This is a genomic window from Streptomyces sp. NPDC051243 (assembly GCF_044455405.1).
In the GTDB taxonomy this organism is placed as follows: domain Bacteria; phylum Actinomycetota; class Actinomycetes; order Streptomycetales; family Streptomycetaceae; genus Streptomyces.
This window is the reverse complement of sequence record NZ_JBITES010000002.1, coordinates 540,348-555,630: the sequence shown is the minus strand read 5'-3', so window position 1 is coordinate 555,630 and position 15,283 is coordinate 540,348. Positions and strand designations below refer to the sequence as shown.

Sequence of the window (15,283 nt, the reverse complement as noted above, 5' to 3'; positions counted from 1 at the left end):
GGAAGTGTCCCCTTCCAGAAGTGCATTTGACGGGGAGCGTCGGGCACGCGGGGGCGGCCCGGGGCGCCCTGGGTGGTGGGCGCCTGACGCTTGAAACGTCAACCGACCCTAACCGTCCCACCAGCCCCACGCGTACTGCGATCGCAGTACATTCTTGTGAAGATCGGGCGGAGAAGCCCTACTTGTGAGTACGGCGTCACGCTCCGGCTCCGTCCAGCCGCTGATGCGGGATCAGCGCCGCCGCCGGGGCCAGTCCGCGTCCCTGGACCGCCTCTTCGGCCACCGGCATGTCGTCGCGCAGCAGGCCCTCGGGGACGAGCACCGCGGCCGTGACACCGCCGTTCGGCGACGCGCGCAGCTCGACGCGCAGCCCCTGCCGCTCGCGCAGCCGGTTCACCACGAACAGGCCGATCTGCTTGGCGTCGAGGAGGTCGACCTTCTCGGACTGGATCTTGCGGTTGGCCTCGGCGAGGGCGTCCTCGTTCATGCCGAAACCGCTGTCCTCGACCTCGACGAGCAGCCCCTCGCGCATCCGGGCGGCGCGCAGCTGCACCTTGGCGCTCGGCGGGGAGAACGCCGCGGCGTTCTCGACCAGTTCGGCGAGGAGATGGATGACGTCGGCGACCGAGCCGCCCACCAGCGACACCCTCGGCACCGCCCAGATCTGCACCCGCCGCGCGCTCTCGATCTCGGCGACGGCCGCTCGCAGCACGTCCGCCAGCGGAATCGGGTCCCGCCAGCCACGGCCGGGCGCGATGCCGGACAGGATCAGCAGGCTCTCGGAGTGCCGGCGCATCCGCGTCGCCAGGTAGTCGACGCGATACAGGTCCTGCAGCTCCGCCGGGTCCTGCTGACGCCGCTGCATGCCCTCCAACAGGTCCAGCTGACGGTGCAGCAGCACCTGGCTGCGGCGCGCCAGGCTGACGTACACCCCGGAGATCCCGCTCAGCAGCTCGGCCCGCTCGCTCGCGGCCTTGAGTGCCGCCCGCTGCACCGCGGTGAGCGCCGTGCCGACCTGGGCCAGCTCGTCGCCGACCAGGCGGCGCATGGGCGCCTCGGCGTCGATGTCGACGCCCTGCCCGGCATGCAGTTTGCGCATGGCCTGGGGGAGGCGTCGCCCGGCCACCTCGAGGGCGTCGTTGCGCAGGTCGAGCAGCTCGACGATGAGGCCGCGCCCGACCAGCACGGAGACCAGCAGCGACAGCAGTACGCCCACCAGGCCGAGCACGACCGCCACGCCGGACGCGCCCAGGGTGTTCCAGCCGAAGGGGTCGGCCTGCGCGGTGGCACCCGTACCGGCCGCCGTCTCGGCCTCGGCCAGCTCCTTCAGAACGCCGGTCGCCGCCGCGTCCCAGCCCTTGAGCGAGTCGGCCGTCACGACACCGGCACCGCGCACCTTGTTCTCGACGGCCCGCACGCGCGCGTACTCCTCGCCGTCCAGGATGTCCTCGTACGCCGCCCGGTGACCGGCCTTCAGGTCGGCGACCGCGGACTCCAGCAGCTCGCGCTGCGTGGCGACGGCGCCGACGAACAGCGCGAACTCGCCCCGGCTCAGCGTCCGGCGCGCGTCGGCGGCACCCAGCAGCGCCTGCTCGCGCGCCAGTGCCTCCCGCGCGCGGGCGAGTTCGAGCACCACGCGCGCCTCCGAGGCGGCTTCGGCGCCACGGTCGTCGGTGAGCGCGCCGGTGACCGCGAAGGCGTGCTCGACGATCGCCGAGTAGGCGGTGTACGCGGCCGAGGGCGCTCCCGCCTTCTTCGCGGTGGCCTCGGTGCGAAGGGTCCTGAGCCTTCCGGCGTCGCCTTCAAGGCGCTCGATACGTCCGGGCAGGCTCGCGTCGAGGAGGGCGGCGTCCGAGCTGGAGGCGTTGATGCCGTTCCGCAGGGCGGTGGCGGCCTTGTCGGTGGCCTTGCGGGCCTCGGTGAAGGCGTCCGGGGCGGCGGCGTACCGCATCACCGCGGTCCGCTCGTTCTGCAGCGCGGTGACGAAGTCGCCGACGGGGGTGAGGAGTTCGGCGTTGACGTCCTTGGCGCGCTCGGTGTCGCCGATGCTGGAGGCGGTCGTCACGGCGGCGAAGCCCCACAGCGCCATGAGGGACACGATGGGCAGCATCAGCAGGGAGACGATCTTCGCGCGCACCGATCTGGGGCGCAGCCGGGCGGAGTTACGGCGGGGGACGCGCATGAGGTGACCTCGTTCGACCTGAGTCAGGGGCAAATGGGGGGCCGTCAGGCCGTGGTGAGTTCGACCTCGCGCAGCAGTTCCGCCGCGGCCGCCGACTCGTGGCGCTTGCCGGTCGGGGACAGGGCTACGTACGCGGCGGCCAGGAACAGGAACGAGCCGAGCAGTACGGCCAGCGGGAAGATGAACTCCGTGGCGGTGGCGCCGGGCAGGGACGCACTGCTGGGCGCGAGGGAGATGTTCACGGCGTACATCGCCGTGTAGTGCATGCTGCTGACGGCGAGCCCCATGACGAGGGCGGCGACGGCGGCGAGCACGGGGCCGCGCACGATGAGCGTGAGCGTCAGCGCCGCGGTCGCGGCGACGACGGCGATCGCGACGGAGGCGATGACGAGCATCGGGTCGTAGTCGACCTCGCCGTGCAGGTTCAGGGCGGCCATGCCGGTGTAGTGCATGGCGGCGACGCCGAGGCCGGCGCCGAGGCCGCCGAGGAGGACCGACATCACGCGCGAGCGGCCGTATCCGGCGGTGAAGACGCCGGCCGCGACCACGGCGACGGCCATCAGCAGGCTCAGCACGGTGATCGGGACGTCGAAGCGGATCGGGGTGCCGTCGACGCTGAAGCCCATCATCGCGATGAAGTGCATGGTCCAGATGCCGGAGCCGATGGCGAGCGAGGCGAGCAGCAGCCAGTTCCGCTTGGAGGCGCCGTCCGCCTCAAGTGCCCTGACGGTGCAGCGCAGTCCGAGGGCCGAGCCGACGCAGGCCATCGCGTAGGACAGGACGGGGGTGACCCATCCCGCGCTGAAGTGATCCATGTGCCCCATGGGAGCTCCTCGGGAGTACCGCCGGTAATGGAGGACCGGGGATGCCTGATCATGCCAGCCGTTCCCATGACGCACAGTGGCGCGAAAAGGAGCATGAAGATGATTGTCAAACAATCAACTACCTTGAATTAGCCAACACTTGATCCCCACATGTATGCAGATCAAGGGGTCGCAATGACTTATGTGGAGATTCCGTGGCGGTTTTGCGCAGACAGCACGGTGGCGCCCTGAGCAGGGCCGGAGGCCGTACGCACCGCCCGACAGGTCCCCGACGACCGTAGAGTTTCAGCCACCTTCACCGCCGACTCGGGGTCGCGCGCGAGGAACGCCGTCGTCGGACCCGACCCGGAGACCAGCGCCGCGAGCGCGCCCGCGGCCCGGCCCGCGGCGAGGGTGTCGGCGAGCTCCGGGAAGAGGGAGAGAGCGGCGGGCTGGAGGTCGTTGGAGACGGTCGCGGCGAGCGCGTCCGGGTCGCCCTTCGCGAGGGCGTCGAGCAGCGGCTCGGACGCGACGGGCTCGGGGATGTCGGTGCCCTCGCCGAGCCGGTCGAACTCCCGGAACACGGCGGGCGTGGACAACCCGCGCCCGGCCATCGCGAACACCCAGTGGAAGGTGCCGCCGACGTCGAGCGTACGGAGCTTCTCGCCCCGCCCGGTGCCGAGGGCCGCGCCGCCGACCAGGCTGAACGGCACGTCGCTGCCCAACTCGGCGCAGATGTCGAGGAGTTCCTCGCGGGACGCGCCGGTCCCCCACAGCGCGTCGCACGCGAGCAGCGCGCCCGCGCCGTCCGCGCTGCCGCCCGCCATGCCGCCGGCGACGGGGATGTCCTTGGCGATGTGCAGGTGCACGTCGGGGGTACGGCCGTACCGCGCGGCGAGCGCCTCGGCCGCGCGGGCGGCGAGGTTCGTCCGGTCGAGGGGGACCTGGTCGGCGTCCGGGCCGTCGCAGGTGACGCGCAGACCGTCCGGCGAGGGGGTCACGGTGACCTCGTCGTACAGGCCGACGGCGAGGAAGACGTTGGCCAGGTCATGGAAGCCGTCGGGGCGGGCGGCGCCCACCGCGAGCTGGACGTTGACCTTGGCGGGGACGCGGACGGTAACGCTCGCGCTCACTTACTCGGACTCCTTGTGCGGGGCGGGCTCCTGCGGCCGAACGCCGGCTTCCTTGTGCTCGGCGATACGCGCGAACTCCTCGACCGTCAGCGCCTCTCCGCGCGCCTGCGGCGAGACACCGGCCGCGACCAGGGCCGCCTCGGCCGCCGCCGCCGAACCCGCCCAGCCGGCGAGCGCGGCGCGCAGCGTCTTGCGGCGCTGGGCGAAGGCGGCGTCGATGACGGCGAAGACCTCGCGCCTGGAGGCGGTGGTCTTGAGCGGCTCGGCGCGCCGGGTCAGCGCCACCAGCCCGCTGTCGACGTTCGGCGCGGGCCAGAAGACGTTGCGCCCGATGGCGCCGGCCCGCTTGACCTCGGCGTACCAGTTGGCCTTCACGGACGGCACGCCGTACACCTTGGAGCCGGGCGCGGCGGCCAGCCGGTCGGCGACCTCCGACTGCACCATGACGAGGGTGCGTTCGATGCTCGGGAACGTGTCGAGCATGTGGAGGAGGACCGGGACGGCCACGTTGTAGGGGAGGTTGGCGACCAGCGCGGTGGGCGGCGGGCCGGGCAGCTCGGCGACGTGCATCGCGTCGGAGTGCACCAGCGCGAAACGGTCGGCGCGCTCCGGCATGCGGGCCGCGATGGTGGCGGGGAGCGCGGCGGCCAGTACGTCGTCGATCTCGACGGCGGTGACGCGGTCGGCGACCTCCAGCAGGGCGAGCGTGAGGGAGCCGAGTCCCGGGCCGACCTCCACCACCACGTCGTCGGGGCGGACCTCCGCGGTACGGACGATACGGCGGACCGTGTTCGCGTCGATCACGAAGTTCTGGCCGCGCTGTTTGGTGGGGCGCACGCCTAGGGCGGCCGCCAGCTCACGGATGTCGGCGGGGCTCAGGAGGGCGTCGGGGGTGGGGCTGCTCACCCGACAAGGGTACGGGGGTCGGGGAGGGGGCCCGTCCGGTAGGGCCCGGCCGGCCCTCACCCATGCAACCGCCCCCCACAATGCGGCCAAGGACTGGTGCCCTGCCTCACATACAGCTTCTTCGCCCGCTGCGTCTGCTCCGCCGCCGGCGCGTCCTGCGGCCGCCCCTTCCCTCCGAGACTCCGCCAGGTCTGCGTGTCGAACTGGTACAGCCCGCCGTACGTCCCCGACGAGTCCACCGCGTCCGCCCGCCCCCCGGATTCGCACGCCGCCAGCCCCTGCCAGTTCAGCCCGTCCGCACCGCGCACGGACGTCGGCAGCGGCTTGGTGCCCACCTTCACGATCTGCGTCTGCGGCTCGCGCACCACCTCGGTCCGGATCCGCCGCGGCTTCTGCCGGACACCGTTGACCACGCGCAGCGAGTAGGTGATCCGCCGCAGCCCCGGTACCCCCGCCCGCTCGACGACCTCCGTGCCCCGGAAGACCGAGGGATCCTCGACCCGCTCGACGGCGAACGCGATCGCCTCGTCGCGGATCTCCTTCCGGCCGGTGATCCGCAGGACCGTGACCGTCTGTCCGTCGCGCGGGAAGGTGTCGAGCGGGACGGACGTGGTGTCCTGCCCGCGCAGCGTGATGCCGGCCTGGTCCACGACCTCGCCCACGGTCGCCGCGTTCGTACGGATGGTGCGCGCCAGGCCGTCGGCCATGACCGTCACCGCGCGCTCGGTGCGCACATCCAGCGCGAGCCCCTCGCGTCCGATGCGCCGGGAGCGCGAGGTCGACACATACGCCCCCTCCGCACGCACCCCCAGCTGCTTGAGCGCCGCCTCCACGGTGTGCGCCGTCGTCCACACCTCACGCCGCTGACCGTCGAGCGTGAGCCGCACGGGGCGCCCGTAGCGCACCGCGACCTCGTCTCCGCTGGCGAGCGCCGCGTCGGGAGCGGGGGCCACCACATCGTGCTCCCCCACCTCCACGCCCTCCTCGGCGAGCAGCTCCGTGACGTCGTCGGCGAAAGTGTGCAGGGTGCGCTGCTTGCCGTCGACGCTCAGCTCGACCGCCTTGTCCTTGGCGACGAAGGCGGACGTCCCGCCCGCGAGGAAAGCGACGACCAGCGCCTGCGGCACGAGCCGGCGCATGGACCCCTCCCCTCGCTCGGCGGGCCGCCCCCGGCGCCGATGCGCGGCCCGCCGCCCGCGCCCCTGGCGCACAACCGGCGCGGGCTCGGGTTCGGGGTCCTCGTACGCGGGCTGGTAGGTGTCCTCGTAGGTCTCGTCGGCGTCGTAGGCGGCGTGCTTCGCGTAGGCATCGTGGATTCCGTATGCCTCGTGCGCCCCGCGATGGGCCCCCTGGACGCCATGAGGCGCGGCAGCCCCGGGTGTTCCGTGGGCACTATGGGTCCCATGGGACCCCTGAGTCCCGTGAGTCCCGTGAGTCCCATTGACTGCGTGCATTCCGTACATCTCGTACGCCGGTCTGTAACTGTCCGTACGCGCCCCGTAGGACCCATGCACCCCCTGAACCGCTTGAACCCCTTGCACCCCGTACGCCAGCGTCTGAGCGCTGTACGGGTCGAAGCCGCCGAACGCCGGGGGCTCGTGGGCCGGGCTCGGGCCATACGTCTCGAACTGCGCGTTGCTCACGACGACACGCTCCAGCGGAGGGACTCCGGATAGGGCCCCCAGAACCTAGCGGAGGGGTCGTGACTCTCCAAAGCGACTCGGCTACGCACAGTGGCGACGGGACCCGGCGCAAATCCGTACGAGCATGACCCGGCGACCGTCAGACGGTAACGGTCAGTAGCCGAAAGCGCGTGCCGTGTTCGCGCCCAGGGCCGCCGCCAGCGCGTCCTCGTCGATCCCCCGAACGGCGGCCATGGCGCGCACCGTGACCGGAATGAGATACGGCGCGTTGGGCCGTCCGCGGTACGGGGCAGGCGTGAGGAAGGGCGCGTCGGTCTCCACGAGGAGCAGCTCCAGCGGGGCCACCGCCACCGCGTCCCGCAGGTTCTGGGCGTTCTTGAAGGTGACGTTGCCCGCGAAGGACATGAAGTAGCCCGCGCGGGCGCACACCTCGGCCATCTCGGCGTCCCCTGAGTAGCAGTGGAAGACGGTCCGCTCGGGGGCGCCCTCCTCCTTCAGCACCCGCAGCACGTCCGCGTGAGCCTCGCGGTCGTGGATGACCAGGGCCTTGCCGTGCCGCTTGGCGATCTCGATGTGGGCGCGGAAGGACGCCTCCTGCGCTTCCTTGCCCTCGGGCCCGGTGCGGAAGTAGTCGAGGCCGGTCTCGCCGACGCCCTTGACCTGCGGGAGCGCGGCCAGGCGGTCGATCTCCGCGAGCGCCTCGTCGAGCGCCCGCGCACCACCCGGCTCACGCGCCCCCTGCCGCGACCAGCCGTCCGGATCGCCGTGCACGATGCGCGGCGCCTCGTTGGGGTGCAGGGCGACGGTCGCGTGCACGGCGTCGTACCGCGCCGCCGTCTCGGCCGCCCACTGCGAGCCGCGTACGTCACAGCCCACCTGCACGACCGTCGTCACCCCGACCGACGCCGCCTTCGCCAGGCCCTCCTCCACCGTGCCGGACTGCATGTCGAGGTGGGTGTGGGAGTCCGCGACCGGCACCCGGAGGGGTTCCGGGAGGGGCGGGGCGGCGTGCTTGTCGGCGGCGTTCGAAGGCATGCCCCGATCCTACGAAAGGGGCATGCCCTCTCGGTCAGTGATCAGTTCGGCGCTCGCCTCAGCCGGCCTTGCGGTGGAAGACGTGCAGGAGATCGGACAGATGCCAGTGGTGGTGCGGCTCGCCCGCCGCCCGCTCCTCCTTGTGCCCCGCCTGCCGGGGGATAGGGCGGGGGCGGTGCAGGGAGTTCTGCACGGAGGACACCTGGCCGGGCCGCATGATCCGTACGACATGGCCGTCGCAGTTCTGGCACGTGGGCCGGCTCAGCGGCGACGGCACCACCTGTCCGTCCGCGACGTACATCACGAACTCGTGGCCGTCACCGTCTATGTGGTGCTCTATCTCGTACGACTGCTCCCAGCCGTGCCCGCAGCGCATGCAGGCGAACGAATACGACTCGTGGACGACGGCGGTCGCGGCGCTGCGAAGGCCCGTGGTCTGCTGTGCGATCTCACTCATGCCAGCTCCTGTGGTCCGCTGGGTGGGACGGGTCGCGTCCCACGACCCAGTGGACTCCTCGGCAGGAGTGAACGCACGCCATCTGTCCAGTGTTGGGGGCGACTTGGGCGTTCCTTGCCGTAAGGCCCGTCCTCCTTTACCCCCGCATGGGGCGCGTGCTCAGCCGAGATACGCCCTGCTCACACGGCGTGTCACGCCCCCGCGTTCTTCGCCGCCACGACGGCGTCGAAGACCTCCCTCTTGGGCACCCCGGCCTCCGCCGCCACCGCCGCGATGGCCTCCTTGCGCCGCTCCCCCGCCTCTTCGCGCACGCGAACCCGCCGCACCAGCTCCTCGGCACCGACCTCCTCGGCCCCCTTCTCCGGCGCACCCTCGACCACGACGGTGATCTCCCCGCGCACCCCTTCGGCGGCCCAGGCCGCGAGTTCCCCGAGCCCGCCCCGCCTGACCTCCTCGTACGTCTTGGTCAGTTCCCGGCACACGGCGGCCCGCCGCTCGGCGCCGAACACCTCGGCCATCGCGGCGAGCGTGTCGTCGAGCCGGTGCGGCGCCTCGAAGTAGACGAGCGTGCGCCGCTCCTCGGCGACCTCCCGCAGCCGCGAGAGCCGCTCCCCCGCCTTGCGCGGCAGGAACCCCTCGAAGCAGAACCGGTCGACGGGCAGCCCGGACAGCGCGAGCGCGGTGAGCACGGCGGACGGCCCCGGGACGGCGGTGACGCGGATGTCCTTCTCCACGGCCGCCGCGACCAGCCGGTACCCGGGGTCGGACACCGACGGCATCCCCGCGTCGGTCACCAGCAGCACCCGCGAGCCCTCCAGGAGCGCCTCGACCAGCTCGGGCGTGCGGGCCGACTCGTTGCCCTCGAAGTACGACACGACCCGCCCGGCCGGCTGCACCCCCAGCGCCTGGGTGAGGCGCTTGAGCCGCCGGGTGTCCTCCGCGGCGATCACGTCCGCGCCGGCCAGCTCCACGACGAGCCGGGGCGGGGCGTCCTTGACGTCGCCGATGGGGGTGCCTGCCAAAACAAGGGTTCCTGTCACGTTTCCATCCTCGCAGGGCCCATCCACGGGACTCCCACAGACGTGTTCCCTACGATGGCGCGGTGACCAGTACCGCCTCCTCCATGGACGCCCGGCAGGGCCAGGCACCGCACGAGCAGCGGCCGTCGTGGCAGCAGCGGCTGCGCCGATTCGGCTACTCGGCTGCGCCGCGAAGCGACGTACGCGACCGGCTCGTGCCGCCGTATGTCCGGCCCAGCCCGCGGATGTGGCAGTTCCTCGGCGTCTCGCGCCCGCTCGCCGAGAGGATCGCGCGGTGGTCGGGCTGGGGCGGTCCGCTGCTGGTCACGCTGCTGGCCGGGGTGATGCGGTTCTGGAACCTGGGCAGCCCGAAGAAGGTGATATTCGACGAGACGTACTACGCGAAGGACGCGTGGGCGCTCGTCCACCGCGGCTTCGAGGTCAGCTGGGACAAGAAGGTCAACGACCTGATCATCTCGACCAACGGCGACGTGCCCGTCCCGACGGACGCGGCGTACGTCGTGCATCCGCCGGTCGGCAAGTACGTCATCGGGCTCGGCGAGCTGATGTTCGGGTTCAACCCGTTCGGCTGGCGCTTCATGACGGCGCTGCTCGGCACGCTCGCCGTGCTGATGCTGTGCCGCATCGGCCGCCGTATCTTCCGCTCGACCTTCCTCGGCTGTCTCGCGGGCGCGCTGATGGCGGTGGACGGGCTGGCGTTCGTGATGGCGCGCACCTCGCTGCTCGACGGGGTGCTGATGTTCTTCGTGCTGGCGGCGTTCGGCTGCCTGGTCATCGACCGGGACCGGGCGCGCGCGAGACTCGCCGCCGCGCTGCCGGCCGACGCCGACGGCCGGGTCCGCCCCGACGCGCACATCGCCGAGACCCTGTTCCTCGGATGGCGCCCCTGGCGCTGGCTGGCGGGCCTGATGCTGGGCCTGGCCATCGGCACCAAGTGGAACGGCTTGTACTTCCTGGTCGCGTTCGGCCTGATGACGGTGCTCTGGGACGTCGGCGCCCGCAAGGTCGCCGGTGCGTACCACCCGTACACGGCGGTCCTCAAGCACGACCTGGGCCTCGCCTTCCTGGCGACGGTGCCGGTGGCGATCGTCACCTACATCGCGTCCTGGACCGGCTGGATCCTCTCCCCGACGGACGGCACCGGCGGCTACTACCGCGACTGGGCGACCGCCAACGGCCGTTCCAGCAGCTGGTCGTGGCTGTTCCCCGACTGGTGGCTCAGCCTGTGGCACTACGAGCACCAGGTGTACGAGTTCCACGTCGGCCTGTCGTCGCCGCACACCTACCAGTCCAACCCGTGGAGCTGGATCGTCGACGGCCGCCCGGTCTCGTACTTCTACGAGTCCCCTCTCCCCGGCAAGGACGGCTGCCCCGTCGACGCGGGCGAGAAGTGCGCACGCGAGGTCCTGGCCATCGGCACCCCGCTGCTGTGGTGGGTGGCCGCGTTCGCGCTCCTGTACGTCCTGTGGCGCTGGGCCTTCCGCCGTGACTGGCGCGCCGGCGCGATCGCCTGCGGCGTGGCGGCGGGTTACCTCCCCTGGTTCCTCTACCAGGAACGCACGATCTTCTTCTTCTACGCCGTCGTCTTCCTCCCCTTCCTCTGCCTGGCCGTGGCCATGCTCCTCGGCGCGATCATCGGCCCACCGGGCTCGAGCGACACCCGACGGGTGGCGGGCGCGACGGGCGCGGGCGTCCTGGTGCTGCTGATCGCCTGGAACTTCATCTATTTCTGGCCGATCTTCACGGGCACGGCGATCCCGGTCGACGACTGGCGGTCGCGGATGTGGCTGGATACCTGGGTCTAGCCGGGTGGACACACAGTGAGGGCGCGGCGGTGTGCCGCGTCTGCTCCGGTGCCTGGCGCGCATGCGTGGCGAGAAAGGGTTGCTGCGCAGCATCGGCGAGGTCCGCCCTGCCGCGCAGCGTCGGTCGGTGGAACTGTGAATGCAGCAGGTTCGGCACCCGTCTGGAGGTGGAGCGCCAGGAGCAGGTCGTCGGACAGTGACTCGCCCTCGTCGTGCAGCCGCACGCGAAGGGGACGACTCGCCGAGTTGGTCGTAGAAGATCTCGAGCGGGCCGATGGCGCGAACGCGGCTGCCGCCCCGGTCGTGCCTCAGTTCATAAGGCCCGACACGCACTCCGGTCGCGGCTGTGGCTCGATACGTGGGTCCAGCCGGCGTAACAGGAGGAGGCGATGATCGTTCACCAGGTCATGAACGTAACCAAACGGACAATTGCCGTCGTCGCTCTCGCCGGGGCGGCGGTCATGTCGACCTCCGCCCTCGCCAGCGCCGATGTCTCCACCATCGCCGACTCCAAGGCCCCCACCTCGCCGCCCACGCACATGTCCCTGGTGTACCCGTACTCGGCCGCCTACCCGCCGGGCATCCTCCCCCTCGCGGCCGCTCCCGCGGTCGCCCTCCTCGGTGTCGCCCCCCTCGGCGTCCTCTGAGGATCACCTCCCGCTGAGCGCTGCGGTCGGCCGGTCGGGCCGGCTGCGGCGCTCAGTCGCGTCGGGCCGTGACCGCTGAATCACCGACAGCCGAAGTGGCCAACAAGAGAAAATCCACACCCGGGCTTCCCTCACGCCACTTACAGTGCGGGAGACCGAAACGGGGAGGGGACCATGTCCAAGGGGGTCAAAGTCGCCGTCATAGGCGGCGTGTTCGCCGTGATGGTGGGCGGTGCCGGATACGGCGCGTACAACATCATGTCCGCGCTGAACGGTGGCGGGGCGACGGGAGCCGCGGGGCCGGCGCCGGTCGCGTCCGGGCCGCCGAGCGCGGAGGAGGTCGAGGAGACCACGGCGAAGTTCTTCGCGGCCTGGGAGAAGGGGCAGGCGGCGCAGGCGGCGGCGTACACGAACAACGACGCGGCAGCCGAGCGGGTGCTGACCTCCTACGGCGAGGACGCGCACATCACCGGCGTGCGGATCACGCCGGGGAAGGGCAGCGGCGCCACCGTGCCCTTCAGCGTGAGCGCCAAGGTGTCCTACGGCGGGAAGTCCAAGGCGCTCGACTACAAGAGCGAACTCACCGTCGTCCGCGGGCGCACCACCGGCAAGGCCCTCGTCGACTGGCAACCCACCGTGATCCACCCGGAGTTGGAGCGGGACGACACCCTCGTCACCGGCGAGGCCGCGACCCCGCCCATCGAGGCCGTCGACCGCAACGGCACCGTGCTGACGAAGGAGAAGTACCCCTCCCTCGGCCCCGTCCTGGACACCCTGCGCGACAAGTACGGCGACAAGGCCGGCGGCGAACCCGGCATCGAGCTGTCGATACGGCACGCCGACGAGTCGCCGGACACCTCGCTGCTGACCCTCGCCGAGGGCAGACCCGGCAAGCTGGAGACCACGCTCAGCGCGAGCGTGCAGGCGGCCGCCGAGAAGGCCGTCAAGCAGTACGCCCAGTCCTCGGTGGTGGCCCTCAAGACGGGCACCGGCGAGGTGCTGGCCGTGGCGAACCACCGGGAGGACGCCTTCAACGCGGCCTTCGAAGGACGCGTGGCGCCCGGCTCCACCATGAAGATCATCACCGCGGCGATGCTCATCGACAACGGCGTGACGACGATGAACGGCCCGGCTCCCTGCCCGTCCAGCGCGATGTGGCAGAGCCAGACCTTCAAGAACCTCACCGGTCTGCGGCCCGACGAGAGCGCGAACGCCACGCTCGCGGCCGGCTTCATGCGCTCGTGCAACACGGCCTTCATCAAGCTCGTCGACGAGGATCCGCTCACCGACGCCTCGTTGACGGCCGAGGCCGAGGAGCGGTTCGGGCTCGGCCGCGGCGACTGGAAGACCGGCATCACGTCCTTCGACGGCAGCGTCCCCGCCTCCGCCGGCCCGGACCGCGCGGCCAACGCGATCGGCCAGGGCCAGGTCCAGATGAACCCGCTGAACATGGCCTCCGTGACGGCCACCGCGATCACCGGCGAGTTCCGGCAGCCGTATCTGGTCCCGCGCGAGCTCGACGACCGGCGGTTCGCCACCGCCAGGGGGCTGCCGTCGAGCACCGCCGCCCAGCTGAAGCAGATGATGCGGCTGACCGCGACCTCGGCCGAGGGCACCGCCGTGAAAGCCATGTCGGGGATCAGTGGCGACATCGGCGCCAAGACCGGTTCCGCCGAGGTCGACGGAAAGGCCACCTCCGACAGCTGGTTCACCGGCTTCCGCGATGATGTGGCGGCCGCGGCCATGTCCCAGCAGGGCGGCCACGGCGGCGACGCGGCGGGGCCGATTGTCGCAGCCGTGCTACGAGCGTCCGGCTGAACTTATCCCCCGCGGCACGGGACTCTAGTGTGGTCGTCGTCGTTGGTATGCGTGAGGTCGGCGGGGTGGCGGGGGCCCCTGGGATACGCGAGGGAACTGGAAGCAGTGGGTAACAGAAGGCGCGTCGCCGAGCGACGGAAGACCAACCCCGCCGTGCTCGGCGGCATGATCGCCGTGGTCGTCGGTGGCGCCGGGTTCGGCGTCTACGCCCTGTACGGCGGCGGCGCGGCGGCGGACAGCCGTACGCAGTCGACGTCGTCCTCCTCCGACCAGGAGGAGAAGAAGGTCAAGACCGGCCCGCTGTCGGCCGAGGAGGTCACCACCGCGGCCAAGACCTTCCTCAGCGCCTGGCAGCAGGGCAAGGTGACCGAGGCGGCCGCCGCCACCGACGACGCCAAGGCCGCCCGGTCCCTGCTGACCGGCTACACCAAGGACGCCCACATCACCGGCGTCACCCTCACCGAGGGCACCCGCAGCGGCGCCAAGGTCCCCTTCACCGTGAAGGGGACGGTGTCGTACAAGGGCACCACCAAGCCGCTGACGTACGGCAGTTCACTGACCGTCGTCCGCCGCGCCGAGGACGGCAAGCCGCTCGTCGAGTGGCACTCGGCGGTCGTCCACCCGGACCTGAAGGACGGCGACACTCTCGTCACCGGCGAGTCCGGCACCCCGCCGGTCAAGGCGCTCGACCGGGACGGCGGCGAGCTGACGGAGAAGGAGTACCCGTCGCTGGGCTCCGTCCTGGACGGACTGCGCGAGAAGTACGGCGAGAAGGCCGGCGGCAAGGCGGGCGTCGAGCTCCAGGTCATCCGGGGCAAGGAGTCCAAGAAGGCCGAACTGTCCGACAAGACCCTGCTGGAGCTGAGCAAGGGCACGCCGGGCACCGTGAAGACGACGCTGAGTCCGACCCTGCAGGCCGCCGCGGAGGAGCAGGTCGCCGCCAAGACGAAGGCCTCGGTCGTCGTCCTGCGTCCGTCGACCGGCGAGATCCTCGCGGTCGCCAACTCCTCGCACGGCTTCAACACGGCCTTCCAGGGCTCCCTCGCCCCGGGCTCCACGATGAAGGTCATCACGTCGTCGCTGCTGATCGAGAAGGGCCTCGCGTCGACGGACAAGCAGCACCCCTGCCCGAAGTACTTCACGTACGGCCACTGGAAGTTCCAGAACGACGACAAGTTCGAGATCAAGAACGGCACCTTCAAGGCGAGCTTCGCCCGCTCCTGCAACACGGCCTTCATCAGCCAGGCCCCCGAGCTGGACAACGACAGCCTCACCAAGCAGGCCCAGCAGGTCTTCGGCCTCGCCCTCAACAACTGGTCCGTCGGCGTCCCGACCTTCGACGGCGCCGTCCCCGTCCAGTCCCAGGCCCAGATGGCGGCCTCGCTCATCGGCCAGGGCGGCGTGCGGATGAACCCCCTGAACATGGCGTCGGTCTCGGCGACGATCAGGACCGGCACCTTCAAGCAGCCCTACCTGGTCTCCCCGACGGTCGACAACCGCACCCTCGCCACCGCCTCCCGCACCATGTCGGCGTCCACGCTCTCCCAACTGCGCGAGCTGATGGCCTACACGGCGGCCTACGGCACGGCGGCCGAGGCGATGTCCGGCGTCACCGGCGACGTCGGTGCGAAGACCGGCTCGGCGGAGGTGGACGGCCAGAAGAAGCCGAACGGCTGGTTCACCGCGTACCGGGGCGACCTGGCGGCAGCGGGAGTGGTCCAGGCAGCCGGCCACGGCGGCGAAACGGCGGGCCCGATCGTGGCGGCACTGCTGAAGATGGGGAGCTAAAGGGCCGGCGGGGCAAGCCCGTAGCT

Annotated in this window: 12 protein-coding genes; 4 read left to right on the top strand and 8 right to left on the bottom strand. The window is 71.3% G+C overall.

Features of this window, described 5'->3' with window-relative positions; all coding sequences use genetic code 11:
* Positions 1 to 196: 196 nt before the first annotated feature.
* The 8 genes from ACIBAG_RS06445 to rsmI all read right to left on the bottom strand — a co-directional run bounded on the left by ACIBAG_RS06445 (position 197) and on the right by rsmI (position 9,199).
* Positions 197 to 2,182, bottom strand: a complete 1,986-nt coding sequence (locus ACIBAG_RS06445) for a nitrate- and nitrite sensing domain-containing protein (protein WP_399101603.1) — start codon at positions 2,180 to 2,182, stop codon at positions 197 to 199.
* A 44-nt stretch (positions 2,183 to 2,226) separates the two neighbouring features.
* The gene (locus ACIBAG_RS06440; RefSeq protein ID WP_399101601.1) at positions 2,227 to 3,006 is read right to left on the bottom strand and encodes an MHYT domain-containing protein; all 780 of its coding nucleotides are present in this window, start codon (positions 3,004 to 3,006) and stop codon (positions 2,227 to 2,229) included.
* 179 nt (positions 3,007 to 3,185) lie between these two features.
* Complete coding sequence (locus ACIBAG_RS06435) at positions 3,186 to 4,118, bottom strand: 4-(cytidine 5'-diphospho)-2-C-methyl-D-erythritol kinase (protein ID WP_399101599.1); 933 nt, start codon at positions 4,116 to 4,118, stop codon at positions 3,186 to 3,188.
* The gene (gene rsmA, locus ACIBAG_RS06430) at positions 4,119 to 5,024 is read right to left on the bottom strand and encodes a 16S rRNA (adenine(1518)-N(6)/adenine(1519)-N(6))-dimethyltransferase RsmA (protein WP_399101597.1); all 906 of its coding nucleotides are present in this window, start codon (positions 5,022 to 5,024) and stop codon (positions 4,119 to 4,121) included.
* 56 nt (positions 5,025 to 5,080) lie between these two features.
* The gene (locus tag ACIBAG_RS06425) at positions 5,081 to 6,667 is read right to left on the bottom strand and encodes a ubiquitin-like domain-containing protein (protein ID WP_399101595.1); all 1,587 of its coding nucleotides are present in this window, start codon (positions 6,665 to 6,667) and stop codon (positions 5,081 to 5,083) included.
* A 153-nt stretch (positions 6,668 to 6,820) separates the two neighbouring features.
* Positions 6,821 to 7,702, bottom strand: a complete 882-nt coding sequence (locus ACIBAG_RS06420; RefSeq protein WP_399101593.1) for a TatD family hydrolase — start codon at positions 7,700 to 7,702, stop codon at positions 6,821 to 6,823.
* A gap of 58 nt (positions 7,703 to 7,760) precedes the next feature.
* Positions 7,761 to 8,159 carry a hypothetical protein gene (locus ACIBAG_RS06415; protein WP_399101590.1) on the bottom strand — a complete coding sequence of 133 codons (399 nt, stop codon included), beginning with the start codon at positions 8,157 to 8,159 and terminating at the stop codon, positions 7,761 to 7,763.
* Positions 8,160 to 8,350: 191 nt separating this feature from the next.
* Positions 8,351 to 9,199, bottom strand: a complete 849-nt coding sequence (rsmI, locus tag ACIBAG_RS06410; RefSeq protein WP_399101588.1) for a 16S rRNA (cytidine(1402)-2'-O)-methyltransferase — start codon at positions 9,197 to 9,199, stop codon at positions 8,351 to 8,353.
* 62 nt (positions 9,200 to 9,261) lie between these two features.
* On the opposite strand from rsmI, the gene ACIBAG_RS06405 reads away from it, so the two are divergent.
* From ACIBAG_RS06405 to ACIBAG_RS06390, 4 genes are all read left to right on the top strand, one after another.
* Positions 9,262 to 11,004 (top strand): dolichyl-phosphate-mannose--protein mannosyltransferase, encoded by a 1,743-nt coding sequence (locus tag ACIBAG_RS06405; RefSeq protein WP_399101586.1) that lies wholly within the window; start codon positions 9,262 to 9,264, stop codon positions 11,002 to 11,004.
* 389 nt (positions 11,005 to 11,393) lie between these two features.
* Positions 11,394 to 11,651 carry a hypothetical protein gene (locus ACIBAG_RS06400; RefSeq protein ID WP_399101584.1) on the top strand — a complete coding sequence of 86 codons (258 nt, stop codon included), beginning with the start codon at positions 11,394 to 11,396 and terminating at the stop codon, positions 11,649 to 11,651.
* 174 nt (positions 11,652 to 11,825) lie between these two features.
* A complete protein-coding gene (locus tag ACIBAG_RS06395) occupies positions 11,826 to 13,469 on the top strand; it encodes a penicillin-binding transpeptidase domain-containing protein (protein WP_399101582.1) in 1,644 nt (547 codons plus the stop codon).
* A 105-nt stretch (positions 13,470 to 13,574) separates the two neighbouring features.
* Complete coding sequence (locus ACIBAG_RS06390) at positions 13,575 to 15,257, top strand: penicillin-binding transpeptidase domain-containing protein (RefSeq protein ID WP_399101580.1); 1,683 nt, start codon at positions 13,575 to 13,577, stop codon at positions 15,255 to 15,257.
* Positions 15,258 to 15,283 lie beyond the last annotated feature (26 nt).